General features: G+C 65.7%; 23 protein-coding genes. 8 read left to right on the top strand and 15 right to left on the bottom strand.

Annotation, left to right across the window (positions count from 1 at the left end; genetic code table 11):
- Window positions 1-3: 3 nt before the first annotated feature.
- Entirely contained in the window at window positions 4-804 is an 801-nt protein-coding gene (locus tag QTH97_RS22995) for a ferritin-like domain-containing protein (RefSeq protein WP_286570785.1), read from the bottom strand.
- Window positions 805-843: 39 nt separating this feature from the next.
- Between QTH97_RS22995 and QTH97_RS23000 the strand changes: the two genes are divergently transcribed.
- Together QTH97_RS23000 and hslO are read left to right on the top strand one after the other, a co-directional pair.
- Window positions 844-1368, top strand: a complete 525-nt coding sequence (locus tag QTH97_RS23000; RefSeq protein ID WP_286570786.1) for a gamma carbonic anhydrase family protein — start codon at window positions 844-846, stop codon at window positions 1366-1368.
- 23 nt (window positions 1369-1391) lie between these two features.
- Window positions 1392-2390 (top strand): Hsp33 family molecular chaperone HslO, encoded by a 999-nt coding sequence (hslO, locus tag QTH97_RS23005; protein WP_286570787.1) that lies wholly within the window; start codon window positions 1392-1394, stop codon window positions 2388-2390.
- Here hslO and QTH97_RS23010 read toward each other — a convergent pair.
- The 8 genes from QTH97_RS23010 to pyrG all read right to left on the bottom strand — a co-directional run bounded on the left by QTH97_RS23010 (window position 2384) and on the right by pyrG (window position 8735).
- Complete coding sequence (locus QTH97_RS23010) at window positions 2384-2509, bottom strand: hypothetical protein (protein WP_286570788.1); 126 nt, start codon at window positions 2507-2509, stop codon at window positions 2384-2386. The genes hslO and QTH97_RS23010 overlap by 7 nt on opposite strands.
- Entirely contained in the window at window positions 2506-3492 is a 987-nt protein-coding gene (locus tag QTH97_RS23015) for a hypothetical protein (protein WP_286570789.1), read from the bottom strand. The genes QTH97_RS23010 and QTH97_RS23015 overlap by 4 nt, the downstream gene beginning before the upstream one ends.
- A gap of 22 nt (window positions 3493-3514) precedes the next feature.
- Complete coding sequence (locus tag QTH97_RS23020; protein ID WP_286570790.1) at window positions 3515-4171, bottom strand: AAA family ATPase; 657 nt, start codon at window positions 4169-4171, stop codon at window positions 3515-3517.
- Between the two features lie 23 nt (window positions 4172-4194).
- Window positions 4195-4470: a cell division protein FtsB gene (gene ftsB, locus QTH97_RS23025; protein WP_286570791.1), complete on the bottom strand. Its 276-nt coding sequence runs from the start codon at window positions 4468-4470 to the stop codon at window positions 4195-4197.
- Window positions 4471-4490: 20 nt separating this feature from the next.
- Entirely contained in the window at window positions 4491-5774 is a 1284-nt protein-coding gene (eno, locus tag QTH97_RS23030) for a phosphopyruvate hydratase (protein WP_286570792.1), read from the bottom strand.
- A gap of 60 nt (window positions 5775-5834) precedes the next feature.
- On the bottom strand, window positions 5835-6125 hold the full coding sequence (locus tag QTH97_RS23035) for a DUF1330 domain-containing protein (RefSeq protein WP_286570793.1): 291 nt from the start codon (window positions 6123-6125) through the stop codon (window positions 5835-5837).
- Window positions 6122-6979, bottom strand: coding sequence for a 3-deoxy-8-phosphooctulonate synthase (gene kdsA, locus QTH97_RS23040; protein ID WP_286570794.1), 858 nt, complete (start codon window positions 6977-6979; stop codon window positions 6122-6124). The genes QTH97_RS23035 and kdsA overlap by 4 nt, the downstream gene beginning before the upstream one ends.
- 79 nt (window positions 6980-7058) lie before the next feature.
- Entirely contained in the window at window positions 7059-8735 is a 1677-nt protein-coding gene (gene pyrG, locus QTH97_RS23045) for a CTP synthase (RefSeq protein ID WP_286570795.1), read from the bottom strand.
- Window positions 8736-8815: 80 nt separating this feature from the next.
- Between pyrG and coaBC the strand changes: the two genes are divergently transcribed.
- From coaBC to QTH97_RS23060, 3 genes are all read left to right on the top strand, one after another.
- Entirely contained in the window at window positions 8816-10042 is a 1227-nt protein-coding gene (coaBC, locus tag QTH97_RS23050; RefSeq protein WP_286570796.1) for a bifunctional phosphopantothenoylcysteine decarboxylase/phosphopantothenate--cysteine ligase CoaBC, read from the top strand.
- 34 nt (window positions 10043-10076) lie between these two features.
- Window positions 10077-10523, top strand: coding sequence for a dUTP diphosphatase (gene dut, locus QTH97_RS23055; RefSeq protein ID WP_286570797.1), 447 nt, complete (start codon window positions 10077-10079; stop codon window positions 10521-10523).
- 196 nt (window positions 10524-10719) lie between these two features.
- The gene (locus tag QTH97_RS23060; RefSeq protein WP_286570798.1) at window positions 10720-11214 is read left to right on the top strand and encodes an outer membrane lipoprotein; all 495 of its coding nucleotides are present in this window, start codon (window positions 10720-10722) and stop codon (window positions 11212-11214) included.
- A gap of 64 nt (window positions 11215-11278) precedes the next feature.
- On the opposite strand, the gene QTH97_RS23065 is transcribed toward QTH97_RS23060, so the two are convergent.
- On the bottom strand, window positions 11279-11803 hold the full coding sequence (locus tag QTH97_RS23065; RefSeq protein ID WP_286570799.1) for an FKBP-type peptidyl-prolyl cis-trans isomerase: 525 nt from the start codon (window positions 11801-11803) through the stop codon (window positions 11279-11281).
- A 14-nt stretch (window positions 11804-11817) separates the two neighbouring features.
- On the opposite strand from QTH97_RS23065, the gene QTH97_RS23070 reads away from it, so the two are divergent.
- From QTH97_RS23070 to QTH97_RS23080, 3 genes are all read left to right on the top strand, one after another.
- A complete protein-coding gene (locus QTH97_RS23070) occupies window positions 11818-12957 on the top strand; it encodes a JmjC domain-containing protein (RefSeq protein WP_286570800.1) in 1140 nt (379 codons plus the stop codon).
- The gene (locus QTH97_RS23075) at window positions 12947-13450 is read left to right on the top strand and encodes a hypothetical protein (protein ID WP_286570801.1); all 504 of its coding nucleotides are present in this window, start codon (window positions 12947-12949) and stop codon (window positions 13448-13450) included. The genes QTH97_RS23070 and QTH97_RS23075 overlap by 11 nt, the downstream gene beginning before the upstream one ends.
- Before the next feature lie 93 nt (window positions 13451-13543).
- Window positions 13544-13795, top strand: coding sequence for a hypothetical protein (locus QTH97_RS23080; protein WP_286570802.1), 252 nt, complete (start codon window positions 13544-13546; stop codon window positions 13793-13795).
- 74 nt (window positions 13796-13869) lie between these two features.
- On the opposite strand, the gene QTH97_RS23085 is transcribed toward QTH97_RS23080, so the two are convergent.
- From QTH97_RS23085 to QTH97_RS23105, 5 genes are all read right to left on the bottom strand, one after another.
- Complete coding sequence (locus QTH97_RS23085; RefSeq protein WP_286570803.1) at window positions 13870-14646, bottom strand: MBL fold metallo-hydrolase; 777 nt, start codon at window positions 14644-14646, stop codon at window positions 13870-13872.
- Between the two features lie 10 nt (window positions 14647-14656).
- Window positions 14657-15742, bottom strand: a complete 1086-nt coding sequence (gene bamC / locus QTH97_RS23090) for an NlpB/DapX family lipoprotein (RefSeq protein ID WP_286570804.1) — start codon at window positions 15740-15742, stop codon at window positions 14657-14659.
- Between the two features lie 119 nt (window positions 15743-15861).
- Window positions 15862-16788 carry a 4-hydroxy-tetrahydrodipicolinate synthase gene (gene dapA, locus QTH97_RS23095; RefSeq protein ID WP_444813464.1) on the bottom strand — a complete coding sequence of 309 codons (927 nt, stop codon included), beginning with the start codon at window positions 16786-16788 and terminating at the stop codon, window positions 15862-15864.
- A gap of 56 nt (window positions 16789-16844) precedes the next feature.
- The gene (locus tag QTH97_RS23100) at window positions 16845-17405 is read right to left on the bottom strand and encodes a class I SAM-dependent methyltransferase (RefSeq protein WP_286570806.1); all 561 of its coding nucleotides are present in this window, start codon (window positions 17403-17405) and stop codon (window positions 16845-16847) included.
- On the bottom strand, window positions 17396-17536 hold the full coding sequence (locus QTH97_RS23105; protein ID WP_286570807.1) for a hypothetical protein: 141 nt from the start codon (window positions 17534-17536) through the stop codon (window positions 17396-17398). Before QTH97_RS23105 ends, QTH97_RS23100 begins: the two co-directional genes overlap by 10 nt.
- Window positions 17537-17541 lie beyond the last annotated feature (5 nt).

A 17541-nucleotide genomic window follows, 5' to 3' on the forward strand; every position in this document is an offset into this window, starting at 1 on the left:
CGCTCAGGCTCGAGACAGCGCCTGCAGTTCTTCGTCCGTGAAGCCGGCCAGGGCGCGCGCCTCGAGGTTGAAGGGCGCGCGCAGGCGCGGCGCCTCGTGCCGCCGGTACAGCACGCGGTAGTGCGCGATCGGGTCGAGGCCCTCGCGCTCGCACAGCCAGCGGTACCAGCGGTTGCCGATCGCCACGTGCCCGACTTCGTCGCGCAGGATGATGTCGAGGATCGCGCAGGCGGCCAGCGCATCCGGTGTGTTCACGCGGCGCAGCTTGGCCTGGATCAAGGGCGTCGCGTCCAGCCCACGCGCTTCGAGCGTGCGCGGCACCAGCGCCATGCGTGCGACCACGTCGTCCCTGGTCTTCTCGCACATGTTCCACAGGCCGTCGTGCCCGGTGAAATCGCCGTAGCTGTAGCCCATGCCGCGAAGATGGTCGTGCAGCATCGTGAAGTGCTGGGCTTCCTCGTCGGCCACGCGCAGCCAGTCGCGGTAGTAGGCCTCGGGCATGCCGTCGAAGCGCCAGGCCGCATCGAGCGCAAGGTTGATCGCGTTGAACTCGATATGGCAGATCGAATGGATCAGCGCGGCGCGGCCTTCCGTCGTGAAGGGTGAGCGCTTCTCGACCGCGGTGGCGCAGACGCGCAGCGGACGTTCGGGACGGCCGGGCACGGCGGTTTCGTCGCCTTCGGTGCGGACAGGCTCCGTGGGGATCGAGTGCAGGGCCGACTGCGCTGCGGCGCGCGTCGCGGCCACCTTGAGGTCAGGATCGGTGAGGCGCAGAGCGGCCAGGGCGCCAAGGCGGGAGTGCATCCCTACAATTCTAGGTTTTCGACCTCTGGAGACACCGCAATGGCCCTTTATGAACTCGATGGCGTGGCGCCCCGGCTTGGCGAAGGTGCATGGGTCGCAGACAGTGCGCAGGTCATGGGCAACGTCGAGTTGGCCGAGAACGCGAGCGTCTGGTTCGGCTCGGTGCTGCGCGGCGACAACGAAGCGATGCGCATCGGGCGCAACAGCAACGTGCAGGACCTGGCGATGCTCCATTCCGACCCGGGCTGCCCGCTGACCATCGGCGACAACGTGACGATCGGCCACCAGGTCATGCTGCACGGCTGCACGATCGGTGACAACTCGCTCATCGGTATCCAGGCGGTGATCTTGAATAACGCGAAGATCGGCCGCAATTCGATCGTTGGCGCCGGCAGCGTCGTGACCGAGGGCAAGGAGTTTCCCGACAACTCGCTGATCATCGGATCGCCGGCCAAGGTGGTGCGCACGCTCGACGATGCCGCCGCGGCGAAGCTGCGGCATGGCGCCGAGCACTATGTGAAAAACGGCCGTCGCTTCGCGAAGGGCCTCAAGAAAATCGCCTGAAAGGGCGGGAGAGCGAGTCCCAATTGAGCGAGTTGCACAAGTTCCTGTTCGACGGTCTGCCGGTGCGCGGCATGGTCGTGCGCCTGACCGATGCCTGGCAGGAAATCCTGGCGCGTCGTGCGTCCAACACCGCCACCGGTGCCTATCCGGCTCCGGTGGCGGAACTGCTGGGCGAAATGACGGCCGCCGCCACGCTGATGCAGGCCAACATCAAGTTCAACGGGGCGCTCATCCTGCAGATCTTCGGCGACGGCCCGGTCAAGATCGCGGTCGCGGAAGTAAAGCCCGACCTGAGCCTGCGCGCCACCGCCAAGGTGGTGGGTGAACTGGCGGCCGATGTGCGCCTGTCGGACATGGTCAACGTCAAGAACAAGGGCCGCTGCGCGATCACGCTGGACCCGAAAGACAAGCTCCCGGGCCAGCAGCCCTACCAGGGCGTGGTGCCGCTGTTCGGCGACCGCGGCGAGAAGCTCGACCGACTCAGCGACGTGCTGCAGCACTACATGCTGCAGAGCGAACAACTCGATACCACGCTGGTGCTGGCGGCGGACGACAAGGTGGCCGCCGGCCTCCTGATCCAGCGCCTGCCGGTCAAGGGCGAAGCCAATCTCGAAGGCACGTCCCGCAGCGACCACGACCAGTCCAACGAGGACGAGATCGGTCGCAACGAGGACTACAACCGCATCTCCATCCTCGCGTCGAGCCTGACGCGCGACGAACTGCTGACGTTGGACGTCGACACGATCCTGCGCCGCCTCTTCTGGGAAGAGAAGCTACTGCGCTTCGAGCCGCAGGCCGGCCTCCTGGGGCCGCACTTCGCGTGCACCTGCGGGCGGACGCGGGTCGCGAACATGATCCGCGGGCTGGGCATGGAGGAAGCGGAAAGCATCCTCGCCGAGCGGGGCGACATCGAGGTCGGTTGCGACTTCTGCGGCAAGCAGTACCGCTTCGATGCGGTCGATGCCGCGCAGATCTTCACCGCGCCGGGGGATCAGATGCCGGGTACGGCTGTGGTTCAGTAGGGCGCGAACCAGCGAACCTGCGCCCGGAACCGGTCGCCGAACCGCACGGCGCCCAGGCCGCACGTCTCGAAGACATCGGGCTCCCTGCCTGCCGGCGCGGGGCCCGATTCGACCTTCATGGCCTTCCTGTCCGGGCGGCCTCGAAACGGCTGAACCGGATGTCCGGCGCGCTGGTGTTGTGGCGCGATGGCACCACCCGGCCGAAGCGGACCTCCGCCGCTTCGAGCGTGGAGACCGACGGCAGGTCGCGAGTCTGCATCGCCGAAGTGGGCGACGCCTTCCAGCTCAGCGCGCTCATGTCGGCGTTGTCGGCGGTCACGTACATCGAGCGCAGCATCGCGAAGGGCTGCTCGGCGCGCGTCGGTGGCTTCAGGGACACATCGAGCGCGGTGCGCTTCTCGCTGATCTCCGCGACCTTCAGGTCCGCGTGGCCGCCGCCGGCGAAGCGAACATGGAAGGCGAGCGGCTTGATACTGACGTCGATCGATGCGATGTTGACCACCGGTCGGCGGTCCATCTGGACCGGCCCCATCAGGAAGGACGAGCCGTAGACGCCGTCACCGAAGCGGGCCAGCGGCAGCGGCTTGAGGCGCCAGTAGCCGTCGGCCGGATACATCACGAGCGCTTCGAGGGGCTTGGCGCCCGCCTTCTTCGCGTAGACCTGCAGGAGATGGATGTCGTCCTCCGTGCGCTTGCCGACACGCACCGGCACCCGGTGCGGCCGCCAGAAACTGGGCAGCGTGAGGCCGACGATCATCCAATCCTTGCCGTCGTGCAACACGACGCGGCGCGGCTTGAACGGGAAACTTGGGTCGGTGGGATGCGCACCGCCATCGAAATTGCAGTTGGAGAAGTCGGGCGCCGTGACGTCTGCCTTGATGTTCGCCAGGTAGGGCGGTTGCAGCGCCTCGACCCGGAAGCGGGTGATACCCCGGCCGCTGAGGGTCAAGGACACGTTGTCTTCCTCGGCGCAGGCCGTGGGGCGAGTCTGGTTGCCGACGGTCACGCTGGCGGGTGCGGCCCATGCCGATGCGCAGGCGAAGGATGCCGCGGCCAACGAAGCAGCGGCGATCCGAACTTGGAGATGCGATGAACTTGCCATGAGTCTTGGTGGATCTGTTGCACTAGGGGCGCCGGGCCACGAGGTCACTGAACAGCCGGTGCTCGCACGCGGGGTCGGAACACTTGTCGCATGGCCAGAACCACAGACGCTGTTGCTCGCCGGTGCGTCCCCTGCTCGACGCATTGGCCGCTGCTTCCGCGCTGGCGTTGATGGCGTTCCACGCACTGGCCAGCCGCTCCGGGCCGCGGCCGTGGATCACGGTGTAGGGCGCTCCCGCGCGGGCGAGGGCCGCGCGCAGCGATGCGTCCATCCGCTCGCGTTCCGCCTCGTCGCCGCTGCACGGCAGGTCGAGCGCCATCAGCAGCGTGATCGCGTAGCCGCGGTGGGCCGTCATCGCGTTCGCAAACAGCGCGTCGTTCCCGAACAGGGTGTCGCTGTGGACCGCTGTCGTCAGGGCTGTCGTGTCGGCCACGACCACGCCTCGTTCAGCTGCGGACGCGATGAGACGGGTCTGTTCGCGGGCGATCGCGGCCAGTTGGGCGTCGTCTGGCGTGCGCTCCTCGCGCATCCGCCATTCGTGCGAGACATCCGCCACCAGGGTGACCGCGACGCCGCGCTGCGCCAGCCGGGCGGCGAGCGCGTTCGCGAGTTCGGTCTTTCCGGTGCTTGGGGCGCCGAGCAGCGCGATGACGCAGCCAGCGGGGAGATCGGGCGTCATGGGGCCGCCGGGATCGAGGCCATTCAGCGCGTGATCTGCACGAAGACTTCGTTGGGCTTGACCATGCCGAGCTCCTGCCGGGCACGCTCCTCGACCATCTCCAGCCCTTCCTTCAGGTCGTTGACCTCGTTGGCGAGCCGTTCGTTGTTCAAGGCGGCGCGGGCGTTGGCTTCCTTCTGGTCGGCCAGTTTCTCCTGCAACTGCGCGACCTCGCGCACGCTGCCGCGCCCGGTCCACAGCTGCCACTGGAGGATCAGCAGCAGGAGGACCAGGATGATCGGGACGATGCGCGATCGCATGGCGCCTGATCCCGGGAAGATCAGCGCAGGTTATAGAAGGCTGCGCGACCCGGATAGGAGGCGACGTCGCCGAGGTCTTCTTCGATGCGCAGGAGCTGGTTGTACTTGGCGATGCGGTCCGAGCGGGACAGCGAGCCGGTCTTGATCTGGCCGGCGTTGGTGCCGACGGCAATGTCCGCGATGGTGCTGTCCTCGGTTTCGCCCGAACGGTGGCTGATCACGGCGGTGTAGCCCGCGCGCTTGGCCATCTCGATGGCGGCAAAGGTCTCGGTCAGGGTGCCGATCTGGTTGATCTTGATCAGGATCGAGTTGGCGATGCCCTTGTCGATCCCTTCCTGCAGGATCTTCGTGTTGGTCACGAACAGGTCGTCGCCGACCAGTTGCACGCGCTTGCCGAGGCGTTCGGTCAGGTGCTTCCAGCCGTCCCAGTCGCCTTCGTGCATGCCGTCCTCGATGCTGATGATCGGATACTTGTCGACCCACGTGGCGAGCATGTCGGTCCAGCTTTCGGCGGTGAGGCTGAGATTCTCGCCGGAGAGCACGTACTTGCCGTCCTTGTAGAACTCGCTTGCGGCGCAGTCGAGGCCCAGGGCGATCTGCTCGCCCGCGGCGTAGCCGGCCTTGTCGATGGCTTCGAGGATCAGCTGGATCGCGGCTTCATGGCTCTCGACGCTCGGCGCGAAACCGCCTTCGTCGCCCACGGCGGTGCTGATGCCGCGGTCGCCCAGGATCTTCTTGAGCGCGTGGAACACTTCGGCGCCATAACGCACTGCCTCGCGGAAGCTCTTGGCGCCCACGGGGATGATCATGAACTCCTGCAGGTCCAGGCTGTTGTTCGCATGCGCGCCGCCGTTGATGACGTTCATCATCGGCACTGGCAGCTGCATGCCGCCCATGCCGCCGAAGTAGCGGTACAGCGGCAAGCCCGATTCTTCTGCTGCGGCGCGAGCCACGGCCATCGAGACGGCCAGGGTCGCGTTGGCGCCCAGGCGTGCCTTGTTGTCCGTGCCGTCGAGATCGTTCAGCGTGCGGTCGAGAAAGGCCTGCTCGCTCGCATCGAGGCCCAGCACGGCCTCCGAGATCTCGGTGTTGATGTTCTCGACGGCCTTGAGCACGCCCTTGCCGAGGTAGCGGCTCTTGTCGCCGTCGCGCAGCTCGATCGCTTCGCGCGAGCCGGTCGATGCGCCCGAGGGAACGGCCGCGCGGCCCATGGTGCCCGATTCGAGCAGCACGTCGCATTCGACGGTGGGGTTGCCGCGGCTGTCGAGAATTTCACGCCCGACGATGTCAACGATTGCACTCATTGTTCTCTTGCTCCGAAAAAACTTGCTAGTTAATCACACAGCGCTCAAAACCTGACGCTCCTATACACCTTCGACAACGATCATTCGCATGATCGCCGCGCCCTGGCGCGCGGCCCGCGCCTTGCCGTATTCCGGCGAATTATTGAATTTCTTGGCTGCCTCGACGGTCGGGAACTTGAGGAGCACCAGGCGCTGGGGATTCCAGTCGCCCTCGAGCACTTCGACCTTGCCGCCGCGCACGCAGACTTCTGCGCCGTGCGCCTTCATGGCCTCGGTGGACCACTTCTTGTATTCCTCGTACTGCGTCGGGTTCGTGACTTCGACGTTGGCGATGATGTAGGCACTGGTCATTGTTGAAAGATGTCCTCTAGGAATGAGTTCTTCTTGGCGACGCTGTCGAGCGCCAGCAGCGTCTCGAGCAGGGCCTTCATGTGCTTGAGCGGCACGGCATTGGGGCCGTCGCTGAGCGCCTTGGCCGGGTCCGGATGCGTTTCCATGAACAGGCCGGCCACGCCCACTGCGACGGCCGCACGCGACAGCACCGGCACCATTTCGCGCTGGCCGCCGGAACTTGTGCCTTGGCCGCCGGGCAACTGCACCGAGTGTGTGGCGTCGAAGACCACCGGCGCGCCCGTCTCGCGCATGATCGCGAGCGAGCGCATGTCGGAGACGAGGTTGTTGTAGCCGAAGCTCGCGCCGCGTTCGCAGGCCATGAAGCTGTCTTCAGGCAAGCCCTTTTCCCTGGCGGCCGCACGCGCCTTGTCGATCACGTTCTTCATGTCGTGCGGCGCGAGGAACTGGCCCTTCTTGATGTTGACCGGCTTGCCCGACTGCGCCACCGCGCGGATGAAGTCGGTCTGGCGGCAGAGGAAGGCCGGCGTCTGCAGCACATCCACGACCTGGGCAGCGGCCGTGATGTCGTCCTCGGTGTGCACGTCGGTCAACACCGGCAGGCCCAGCTCGCGCTTGACCTTGGCGAGGATGTCCAGGCCCTTGTCACGACCGGGGCCGCGAAAGCTGGTGCCGGACGAGCGATTGGCCTTGTCGAAGCTGCTCTTGAAGATGAAGGGGATGCCGAGCGAGGAGGTGATTTCCTTCAGCGTGCCGGCCGTGTCCATCTGCAGCTGCTCGGACTCGACCACGCACGGTCCCGCGATCAGGAAGAAGGGCTTGTCCAGCCCGATGTCGAATCCGCACAGTTTCATGCAACCCCCGCGCTTGTCACCTTGTGTACCGCGCTGCCTCCCAAGGGGGCATTCGCGCCTCGAAGCGGTCCAGCGGCGCTCATGCCACCACCTTCAGTGCCTTCTTGTCCGAGTCCGCATTCTGGTGCTCGAGCGCAGCCTTGATGAACGCGTTGAACAACGGATGGCCGCCCCAGGGTGTCGACTTGAACTCGGGGTGGAATTGCACGCCCATGAACCACGGGTGGACGTTCTGCGGCAGTTCGACGATTTCCGTCAGGTGCTCGCGCTGGGTGAGCGCCGAAATCACCAGGCCCGCGCTGCGCAGTTCGTCGAGGTAGTTGACGTTGGCTTCGTAGCGATGGCGGTGCCGTTCGGTCACGACGTCGCCATAGATGCTGTGGGCGAGGGTGCCCGGCGCCACGTCGGAGCTTTGCGCGCCGAGGCGCATGGTGCCGCCGAGGTCGGACTTCTCGTCGCGGACCTTGACCGTGCCGTCGCTGTCCTTCCATTCGGTGATCAGCGCAATCACGGGGCAGGGAGTCTGCGGGTCGAATTCAGTGCTGTTGGCGTTCTTCAAGCCGGCCACGTTGCGGGCGTACTCGATGGTCGCGACCTGCATGCCGAGGCAGATGCCCAGGTAAGGCACCTTGGTCTCGCGGGCGAAACGCGCCGCCGAGATCTTGCCTTCGACGCCGCGCTGGCCGAAGCCGCCGGGAACGAGGATCGCGTCGTACTTGCCCAGTCGCGCGACGTCTTCGCGCGTAATGGTTTCGGAGTCGATGTAGTCGATCTTCACGCGGGCGTGGTTCTTCATGCCTGCGTGGCGCAGCGCCTCGTTCAGCGACTTGTAGCTGTCGGACAGGTCGACGTACTTGCCGACCATCGCGATCGACACTTCCTTTTGCGGATGTTCGACCTCGTAGACCAGGTCGTCCCAGCGCGTGAGCTTGGCCGGCGGTGTGTTGATGCGAAGCTTGTCGCAGATGAGGCCGTCCAGGCCCTGCTCGTGCAGCATGCGTGGCACCTTGTAGATGGTGTCCACGTCCCACATCGAGATCACGCCCCACTCGGGGACGTTGGAGAAGAGCGAGATCTTGGCGCGCTCGTCGTCGGGAATCGGCCGGTCGGCGCGGCACAGCAGGGCGTCGGCCTGGATGCCGATCTCCCGCAGCTTCTGCGCCGTGTGCTGTGTCGGCTTGGTCTTGAGCTCGCCGGCCGCGGCGATCCACGGCACGTAGCTCAGATGCACGAAGGCCGAATTGTTGGGGCCCATGCGCAGGCTCATCTGGCGCACGGCTTCGAGGAAGGGCAGCGATTCGATATCGCCTACCGTGCCGCCGATCTCGACGATGGCCACGTCGACCTCATGTGCCGTGCCGATGCCGGCGCCGCGCTTGACGTATTCCTGGATCTCGTTGGTGATGTGCGGAATCACCTGCACGGTCTTGCCGAGGTAGTCGCCGCGGCGCTCCTTCTCGAGCACGGACTTGTAGATCTGGCCGGTCGTGAAGTTGTTCGCGCGACGCATGCGCGTCGTGATGAAGCGCTCGTAGTGGCCGAGATCGAGGTCGGTTTCGGCGCCATCGTCGGTAACGAAGACTTCGCCGTGCTGGAACGGTGACATCGTGCCGGGGTCGACGTTGATGTAGGGGTCCAGCTTGATGAGGGTGACTTTGAGGCCGCGCGACTCGAGGATCGCGGCGAGCGAGGCGGAGGCGATTCCCTTGCCCAGGGAAGACACCACACCACCGGTGACGAAGACGAATTTGGTCATGCCAGTTCCGAACGTGCAGGTCCGGGAAGTGGGAAATAGGGATTATAGGTGGGGGCACTTGCCCCTTTACACTGCCGGCCATGCAAGAACTCGCAGGCAAACATATCGTCTTGGGGCTCACCGGGGGCATCGCCTGCTACAAGTCGGCGGAGTTCTGCCGGCTGCTGGTCAAGTCGGGCGCCACCGTACAGGTCGTGATGACCGAAGCCGCCGCGCAATTCATCACGCCTGTGACGATGCAGGCGCTGTCCGGGCGCCCCGTGTACACCTCGCAATGGGACGTGCGCGAACTCAACAACATGCCCCATATCAACCTGAGCCGCGAAGCCGATGCAATCGTGCTGGCGCCAGCCAGTGCCGATTTCATCGCGCGGCTCGTGCAGGGGCGTTCCGACGAACTCCTGAGCCTCATGTGCCTGGCGCGCCCGATGGACCGCGTGCCGCTGCTCATTGCACCGGCCATGAACCGCGAGATGTGGAGCCATCCGGCAACGCAGCGCAACCTGCGGCAGGTCGATGCCGACGGCGCCCTCGTCTTGGGCGTGGGCAACGGCTGGCAGGCCTGCGGCGAGACGGGCGACGGCCGCATGCTCGAAGCCGATCAACTGTTGGACGAAGTCATTGCCCAGTTCCAGCCCAAGGTGCTCGCAGGCCAGCATGTGGTCGTGACGGCCGGTCCGACCTTCGAGGCACTCGACCCGATCCGCGGCATCACGAACCACTCGTCCGGCAAGATGGGCTTTGCTATTGCCCGTGCGGCGCGCGATGCCGGCGCCGAGGTCACGCTGGTGGCCGGCCCCGTGCATCTGCCGACGCCGCGTGGCGTGCGCCGTGTCGACGTGTTGTCTGCACAGCAGATGCTGGAAGCCACCCTGCATTCGGTCCGGACCGCGTCGATCTTCGTCGCGACCGCCGCCGTGGCCGACTGGCGCCCGGCCGCGCACAGCCAGCAGAAGATCAAGAAGGACGGCACCGGCAAGCCGCCCATGCTGCAGTTTGTCGAGAACGAAGACATCCTGCTGACCGTCGCCCAGGGTGCGCGCGCCCAGGGCGGTCAGTTGTTCTGCGTGGGTTTCGCCGCCGAAAGCGAGAACCTCGCCGAACATGCCAAGGCCAAGCGCGAGCGCAAGGGCATTCCGCTCCTGGTCGGAAACATCGGGCCGCTCACGTTCGGCCAGGACCACAACAGCCTGCTGCTGGTCGACGCGAAGGGCGTGCGGGAGCTGCCGCGCGCCCCCAAGCTCACGCTGGCGCGAGAGCTGGTCGCGGAGATCGCGGCCCGCTTGCCCGCCGGGCTCCACCCATGAAACAACAGCCATCCCAATTTCAAAGGCGCAATCAGTGAAAGTCGACGTTCGAATCCTCGATCCCCGCATGCAGGACCAACTGCCGGCGTATGCAACCCCTGGCAGCGCCGGACTGGACCTCAGGGCCTGTCTCGATGCGCCCATCACGCTGGAGCCGAATGCTTGGCAATTGGTGGGAACGGGTATCGCGATCCATCTGGCTGATCCCGGTTTTGCGGCCATGATCCTGCCGCGCTCGGGGCTCGGCCACAAGCACGGCATCGTGCTGGGCAACCTGGTCGGCCTGATCGACAGCGACTACCAGGGCGAACTCAAGGTGAGCGCGTGGAACCGCAGCGACACGCCTTTCGTGTTGCAGCCCATGGAGCGGCTGGCCCAGCTGGTGATCGTTCCGGTCGTTCAGGCGCGGTTCAACGTGGTGGCCGAATTCCCGCCCAGCGAGCGCGGCGAGGGTGGGTACGGCTCGACGGGCAAGCACTGAAAAGGCGGGGGCGAGAGCCGCTGTAGGCCCGGTCCTTCAACAGCGCACCGGGGGCGCCCACGCGTAAAGAATGGAACCGGAGACGTCGTCGCGCGTCGAAGGTTTCAACATGTGTTCAACGTCATCGAGCGCGCCGTCGCTGCGTTAATTCACATGCCCGGGGCGCATCGGTCGTGCCGTTTCGAGGAACTACATCATGAAAATCTCCATTCGTTCGCTTTCCGTCACCGCCTCCTTGGCGGCCATCGCCACACTGACTGCCTGCGTGGCGCCCGCACCTGTCTATCAGACCTCCCGCTATCCGTACCAGCCGGTGCAACCGATCGCACAACCAGGCCCGTACGTCGAGTACGGCCGCGTTGCCAACATCGAGGTGCTCCGCAGCGAGACCGCGGGAACCGGCTCCACCGGCGTCGGCGCCATCGCCGGTGGTTTGCTCGGGGGGGTGGCCGGCAATCAGATCGGCAAGGGCAACGGCCGGACTGCAGCGACCGTTGCGGGTGTGGTCGGCGGCGCGTTGCTGGGCAACAGCATCGAGTCGAATCGCAACGCTCCGCGCGCCTATGAAAGCTATCGCGTCTCGATCCAGACAGACAACGGCGGCTATCGCGCGTTCGACGTGCCGTCGCCCGGCGACCTGCGCATCGGCGATCGTGTCCGCATAGACAACGGACAGATTTCACGGTTCTGACCTCCGTGCGCCAACGTGAAAAGCCGGGCAATGCCCGGCTTTTTCATGAGTGCTGGGGATGCGTTCAGTGAAGCAGGTCGTTGCCGGGCGCCGTGTTCGGAACCTTGAAAAAGCCCGTGCCTGCTGTGCCCCGACCGATCTCTTCTTCGGTCGCTTCGCGCACGGACTTCACGGTCATGTCCAGACGGATCGCTATGCCCGCCAGCGGGTGGTTCCCATCCAGCACCAAATGGTCCGGATAGATTTCGCTGACCGTATAGAGCACGTCCTTGGGCATGTCGGGGTTCACGCCTTGCGGCAACGCAGCCCCGTCGAAAGTCATGCCTTCCTCCGTGCCTTCGGGGAAGAGGGTGCGGGGCTCGAGGAAGAGCAACTGGTCGTTGAAGTCGCCGAAAGCCTGTTCGGGTTCGAGTTGAAGCTGCACCCTGGCGCCCGGGCCATGGCCCATAAGAGCGGCCTCGATGGCCTCGAAAAGATCGTCGCCGCCGACCAGGAATTCGACAGGGTCATCGAGCACGTCCAGAACTTCGCCCAGCGTGTCTTTCAGCGTCCAGGTCAGGCCGACCACGCATTGTTCAGAGATTTCCATACGAGAATTCTCCCATGGAGATTGATCACCCCTTGACCTTGCTCGGTGGACTGAGCGCTCAACAGTTCATGCGCCGCCATTGGCAAAAGAAGCCACTGCTGGTACGACAGGCCGTGCCCGCGATGGTGCCACCGATTGCGCGTCCCGAACTGCTCGATTTGGCGGCACGCGAGGAGGTCGAGTCTCGCCTCATCCAGCATGGCAAGTCGGGGTGGACGCTCAGGCATGGCCCCTTCGCGCGCCGATCGCTGCCTTCCCTCAAGCAACCCGGCTGGACGTTGCTGGTGCAGGGGGTCGATCTTCATGACCAAGGTGTGCATGAATTGTTGCAGCAGTTCCGATTTGTTCCCGATGCCCGGCTCGACGACGTGATGATCAGCTACGCGAGCGACACCGGCGGCGTCGGCCCGCATTTCGACAGTTACGACGTGTTCCTGCTGCAGGCGCAGGGTCGACGTCGCTGGTCGATCGGCAAGCAGCGCGATCTGCGCCTCCAGCCGAATGTCCCGCTCAAGATCCTCGCGCAGTTCGAGCCCGAGCAGAGCTTTGTGCTCGAAGCGGGCGACATGCTCTATCTGCCGCCGCGCTATGCGCACGATGGCGTTGCAGATGGCGATGACTGCATGACCTATTCCATCGGCCTGCGCTCGCCGGCCGCTGCGCCGCTGGGCGCTGACCTGCTCGCGCGCATCGCGGAGGCCCAGGCTGATGCCGCGCAGGACGCGGCAACGCGAGCGGCGGTGCACTATCGCGATCCGTTGCAGCCTGCCCTTGACACCCCGGCGGCGATGCCGCCCGCCCTGCAGGCTTTTGCCCGGGAGGCCGTGCTGGCCGTCATGCGCGATGGCGACATCGTCGACCGCGCGCTCGGCGAATCGATGACCGAGCCCAAGCCGACGGTCTGGTTCGACCAGGGCGAAGCGCCGTCCGAATTGAACGCCGTCGCCCTCGACCGCCGCACGCGGATGCTTTACGACGAGCGGCATCTCTATATCAACGGCGAGAGCTTTCGTGCCTCCGGCCGCGACGCGAAGCTCATGCGGCGTCTCGCCGATCAGCGAGAGCTCGGGCCTCGCGAGCTCGCGAGCGCGAGCGCAGATGCACTCGCGCTCCTGAGCGACTGGTGCGAAGCAGGGTGGGTGCATGCAGAGTGAAACACCTGTTGCCGAATTGCCCGATGGCCCATTCGATGGGCGCCATGCATTTCGCGCGCACCTGCAGACGGCTCTGTCGGCCGCGGCGAGGCAGAACTGGCGCGAAATCGTCCTGAGCGATCCCGACTTCGACGACTGGCCGTTGGGCGAGCGCGCCATCGTCGATGCGCTTCAGGCCTGGTCGGCGGCGGGGCGCAGTTTCGTGCTGCTGGCGCAGGGTTTTCGTGTCTTCGAGCGGGAACACGCACGCTTTGTCCACTGGCGGCGCATGTGGAGCCACATCGTGGAATGCCGCGCCTGCGACGGACCCGGCCTGCCCGAGGTGCCGAGCGCGATCTGGACGCCGTCATGGTTTCTGCATCGCATCGACGTCGATCATGGCCGCGGTGTCTGCGGACGCGATCCCGAGGGCCGTCGTGCATTGCGGGAGCGCCTTGACGAATGCCTGGGGCGTGCGCGGCCGGCTTTTCCGGCATCGACGCTTGGCTTGTAAGCCAATGCCGCGAATCGCACTGCAATACATACTCTGCGGAGGGTGCAGGTCTAGAATTTTTTCTTTGAGACCTTCATCCAAAGGAGCCCTGTAATGAAGAAGTCTGCATTGATCGCTTCGCTGATCGCCGCTGCCGCACTGACCGCATGCGGAAAGAAGGAAGAGCCGCCGGCCGTGGTTGCACCACCGCCTGCCCAGGTCACTCCGCCTGCCGCACCTGCGCCCGCGCCGGCACCCGATGCATCGGCGACCCCGTCTCCCAATGCGTCTTCCGCTCTCGATGCGGCCAATGCCGCGACGGAAGCAGCCAAGAAGAATGCGGAAACACCGCCAGCAAAGCCCTGAAGTTCCGAATCACAAGTGCAACTGCAACAACCACCGGGCCGCCTTCGGGCGGCCTTTTTCATGCGCTCGAAGATTCACAGGTCGAGCCAGGGCGAGCCATCGGCCGCGGTGGCCGTGAGCATCTCGTCCTCGTTCGAGCCCAGTGCTTCGGCCATCGCGCGCCGCACGATGTCGGGCTTGTTGTTCTGCTCGCTCAGGTGTGCGCCCAGCACGTGGCGAAGGCCGGAGTGCAGTACCGCCTTCGCGATGGCCGCGGCTGCCGCGTTCGAGAGATGGCCGTAGTTGCCGCCCACGCGTTGCTTGAGGAAGGGCGGATAGGCAGACCCGGCCAGCATGTCGCCGTCGTGGTTGAACTCGAGGAGCAGCGCATCGAGCCCCATCAGCCGGTCCAGCACATGCGGCGTGGCATGCCCGAGGTCGGTCAGCACACCGAGGCTGCGGGCGCCATCGGTGCAGCGCAGTTGCAGGGGCTCGCGCGCATCATGTGGCACGGTGAAGGGTTGAATCACGAGATCGCCGACCTGGATGTCGAGGCCGTCGCGTGCGAGGTGCAGGCGTCCTTCATAGTCGCGCCCCCCGGTTGCCAGCCAAGTGCCTTCGCTCATCCATACTGGAATCCGCTCGCGCCGCGACAGCGCATGCGCGCACCCGATGTGATCGCCGTGCTCGTGCGTGATGAAGATCGCATCGATGTCCGCGGCTTCAAGTCCTGCCCTGGCAAGCCGGGCATGCAAGTCGCGCAGCGTGAAGCCGCAGTCGACCAGCAGCCTCGAAGTTCGCCCGTTGCTGGTCGCTTCGACCAGCGTGGCGTTGCCGGTGCTGCCGCTGCCCAGACTGCGGAAGCGCAGCATCGGCAAGACCTTATTTCAGGTCGTCGGCGATGACCTGCACGATGCGCTGCGCGTTGGCCGAAGTGTCCGGCGCGCCGTTGCCGTCGAGCACCGAGACCGTGCTGCTCGCATCACCCTGGCCCTTGACCAGGATGCGGAACTTGAGCGGCGCCTCGGTCTTGCCCGAGCCGAAGGTGAACAGCTTGCCGAAGAAGCCGGGGTCACTCTTGTTCGGGTTCGGCGGCACATAGCGAACGAAGTACGTACCGGCCGCGCGGTCCCGGTCCTCGACGGTGAAGCCGGTGCGGTCCAGCGCCAGGCCCACACGGCGCCATGCGCGCTCGAAGCCTTCACTGATCTGCACCACCGGCTGGCCGCCGACATTGGCAACGCGTGCGGTCTGCACCGGCGCGCCGGCCGAGGCGATCACCTTGGACTGCTCTTGCGAGACGCCGAGCTTCACCATCAGGCGACGAAGGAATTCGGTCTCGAGTTCGGGGTCGCTGGGCCGGGGCTGCCACACCGTCTGGTCTTGGCGCGAGCTGCTGTAGACCTCTTGCATGCCCCGGTGGGAGATGAAGATCTCGGTGCCGTTGGGCGTGCGCTCCATGCGCGTGCGGAAGCGGTCCAGCTCACCCGTGGAGTACATCGACTCGACCAGCTTGCCCAGGGTTCCGCGGATGATGTCCTGCGGCAGCTTGGCACGGTTCTCGGCCCAGTCGGTTTCCATGATGCCGAGGTTGCGCTGCTCGGTGGTGATCAGGAAGCCGCTTTCCTGCCAGAAGTCCTTGACGGGATCCCAGAGCTGATCTGCGGGGCGGTTGATGACCAGCCAGCGTTGCGAGCCCGAGCGCTCCATGCGCACGTCGCCGATGTTGGTGAGAGCGGTCGGAAGGCCGGGCGCGTTGGCCAGGCCCTGCTGATAGGAGTTGGCCGTGACGGCACCGCCCGGCACCGCGTAGCGGTTGTCGCGCGACAGTTGCGTCAGGTCGGGCGGCACTTCGAGGGTGGGGGCCTTGCCCGCGCTCTTGTAGTCGATCTTGTCGGTCTCGAGGACAGAACAGGCGGCGAGGCTGGCGACAAGGGCCAGCAGTGCGAATCGCGAAATGGTATTCAACGTCGTCTTCCTTCTTGGAATATCTAACTCAATCGGTGCGCGGCCGCGGCGCCCGCAGTTTCAGAGCGCAGCCAGCGCAAAAGGTTGCCGGCGTTCGACAACGGCAAGGTAAAGATGGATCAGTCCTTGAGCAGGCCGCTGGCGCGCAGAGCGGACTCGACCACCGGCTGGCCGGATTCGGCGAGCGGGGTGAGCGGCAGGCGCAGTGCGCCACCGCACAGCCCCAGCCGTGCCATGGCCCACTTGACCGGAATCGGATTGGGTTCGACGAAGAGATGGCGATGCAGGGGCATCAGCTCGAACTGGATCTGCATCGCGCGACGGACGTCGCCGGCGATGGCGGCCACGCACAGCTCGTGCATCTTGCGCGGTGCAACGTTGGCGGTGACGCTGATGTTGCCCTGGCCGCCGCACAGCATCAGCGCGACCGCGGTCGGGTCGTCGCCGGAATACACGGCGAAGGACTTCGGCAGGTCGCGAATGAGCCACTGGGCGCGCTCGATATTGCCGGTCGCTTCCTTGATGCCGATGATGCCGGGCACTTGGGAGAGGCGAAGCACGGTGTCGTGCGCCATATCGGCGACGGTGCGGCCGGGCACGTTGTAAAGCACGGTCGGGAGGTCTCCCACCGCTTCGGCGATCGCCTTGAAATGCTGGTACTGGCCTTCCTGCGTCGGCTTGTTGTAGTAGGGCACCACCTGCAGCTGGCAATCGGCGCCCACGCCCTTGGCGAACCTGGCGAGTTCGATGGCTTCCTTGGTGGAATTGGCACCGCAGCCCGCCATCACGGGAACGCGGCCGCGGGCCTGTTCCACCGAGACGCGGATGATCTCGCAGTGTTCCTCGACATCGACCGTCGGCGATTCGCCGGTGGTGCCGACCACGCCGAGACAATCGGTGCCTTCGTCGATGTGCCAGTCGATCAGCCGGCGCAGGGCGGGATAGTCGACACTGCCGTCGTCATGCATCGGCGTGACGAGCGCGACGATGCTGCCTGTCAGTTGCTCCAAGGGAAATCTCTTTGTCGGTGGACGAAAAGCAGACATTCTACTAACTCGGCCCGGCCGCGCGGCTCCGCCGGGCGGGCCCCCGGAGGGGCCGGTCAGCCGGCGTCCAGCGGATGGCGGCGCAGCGCCGGGTCGGAGGCGCCCGAAGGCCGGACGGCCGCGACGCGCTGGACGAACCGGTCCGGCGCCGCAAGGAACCCATCTTCATAGCCGACGACACGCAGACCCGCGCAGGCCACAAGCAGTTCGCCCGGCTGTAACAGGAAATCGGGCCGGGACGGCTTGCCGACGGTTTCGTTGCCCGCGGCAAAGGTTTCATACAGCAGCACGCCGCCGGGTGCGACGGCCGCCACGATGTCGGCCAGTCGCTCCCGCCAGAGATAGTTGGTGACGATCACCCCACCGAAAGCCTGCCCGGCAAACGGCCACGGCCCGGATTCGATGTCGGCCAGCACGGTTCGGCCGAAGGGCGCCGCTGCGGCGATCGCTTCCGGCGACCGGTCCACGCCGGTCGTGGGATGGCCAAGTTCGGCGAACCAGTGCATGTGACGCCCCGAGCCGCAGGCCACGTCCAGCACCGTGGCGCCCGGCGCCAGCAGGTGAGACCAGCGCACGATCCAGGGCGAAGGCGCAAGCGTCGAGTGGTTCAAAAACATGCCCAGATCTGGTCGATCAGCGTCACGAGGAACCCCGGACGCGTGTAAAGCGCGAACACCGCCGCCAACGCCAGCGCGGCCGCGCCCAGCCAGCCGGCTTGAACGAGGCGATGGCGCGTCAGTTCGGACATCGCGG

Source organism: Variovorax gracilis, assembly GCF_030317115.1.
Taxonomy (GTDB): domain Bacteria; phylum Pseudomonadota; class Gammaproteobacteria; order Burkholderiales; family Burkholderiaceae_C; genus Variovorax; species Variovorax gracilis.

Bases quoted from the DNA above. Each gene is read 5' to 3' on its own strand.
- kdsA (WP_286570794.1), bottom strand. From the start codon at position 6,979: ATGAAACTGTGCGGATTCGACATCGGGCTGGACAAGCCCTTCTTCCTG.
- QTH97_RS23080 (WP_286570802.1), top strand. From the start codon at position 13,544: ATGAAGAAGTCTGCATTGATCGCTTCGCTGATCGCCGCTGCCGCACTG.
- dapA (WP_444813464.1), bottom strand. From the start codon at position 16,788: ATGTCTGCTTTTCGTCCACCGACAAAGAGATTTCCCTTGGAGCAACTG.
- QTH97_RS23035 (WP_286570793.1), bottom strand. From the start codon at position 6,125: ATGACCAGTGCCTACATCATCGCCAACGTCGAAGTCACGAACCCGACG.
- QTH97_RS23105 (WP_286570807.1), bottom strand. From the start codon at position 17,536: ATGTCCGAACTGACGCGCCATCGCCTCGTTCAAGCCGGCTGGCTGGGC.
- QTH97_RS23065 (WP_286570799.1), bottom strand. From the start codon at position 11,803: ATGGAAATCTCTGAACAATGCGTGGTCGGCCTGACCTGGACGCTGAAA.
- coaBC (WP_286570796.1), top strand. From the start codon at position 8,816: ATGCAAGAACTCGCAGGCAAACATATCGTCTTGGGGCTCACCGGGGGC.
- QTH97_RS23020 (WP_286570790.1), bottom strand. From the start codon at position 4,171: ATGACGCCCGATCTCCCCGCTGGCTGCGTCATCGCGCTGCTCGGCGCC.
- QTH97_RS23060 (WP_286570798.1), top strand. From the start codon at position 10,720: ATGAAAATCTCCATTCGTTCGCTTTCCGTCACCGCCTCCTTGGCGGCC.
- QTH97_RS23075 (WP_286570801.1), top strand. From the start codon at position 12,947: ATGCAGAGTGAAACACCTGTTGCCGAATTGCCCGATGGCCCATTCGAT.
- QTH97_RS23010 (WP_286570788.1), bottom strand. From the start codon at position 2,509: ATGAAGGTCGAATCGGGCCCCGCGCCGGCAGGCAGGGAGCCCGATGTC.
- QTH97_RS23070 (WP_286570800.1), top strand. From the start codon at position 11,818: ATGGAGATTGATCACCCCTTGACCTTGCTCGGTGGACTGAGCGCTCAA.
- eno (WP_286570792.1), bottom strand. From the start codon at position 5,774: ATGAGTGCAATCGTTGACATCGTCGGGCGTGAAATTCTCGACAGCCGC.
- pyrG (WP_286570795.1), bottom strand. From the start codon at position 8,735: ATGACCAAATTCGTCTTCGTCACCGGTGGTGTGGTGTCTTCCCTGGGC.
- QTH97_RS23085 (WP_286570803.1), bottom strand. From the start codon at position 14,646: ATGCTGCGCTTCCGCAGTCTGGGCAGCGGCAGCACCGGCAACGCCACG.
- QTH97_RS22995 (WP_286570785.1), bottom strand. From the start codon at position 804: ATGCACTCCCGCCTTGGCGCCCTGGCCGCTCTGCGCCTCACCGATCCT.
- ftsB (WP_286570791.1), bottom strand. From the start codon at position 4,470: ATGCGATCGCGCATCGTCCCGATCATCCTGGTCCTCCTGCTGCTGATC.
- QTH97_RS23015 (WP_286570789.1), bottom strand. From the start codon at position 3,492: ATGGCAAGTTCATCGCATCTCCAAGTTCGGATCGCCGCTGCTTCGTTG.
- QTH97_RS23000 (WP_286570786.1), top strand. From the start codon at position 844: ATGGCCCTTTATGAACTCGATGGCGTGGCGCCCCGGCTTGGCGAAGGT.
- QTH97_RS23100 (WP_286570806.1), bottom strand. From the start codon at position 17,405: ATGTTTTTGAACCACTCGACGCTTGCGCCTTCGCCCTGGATCGTGCGC.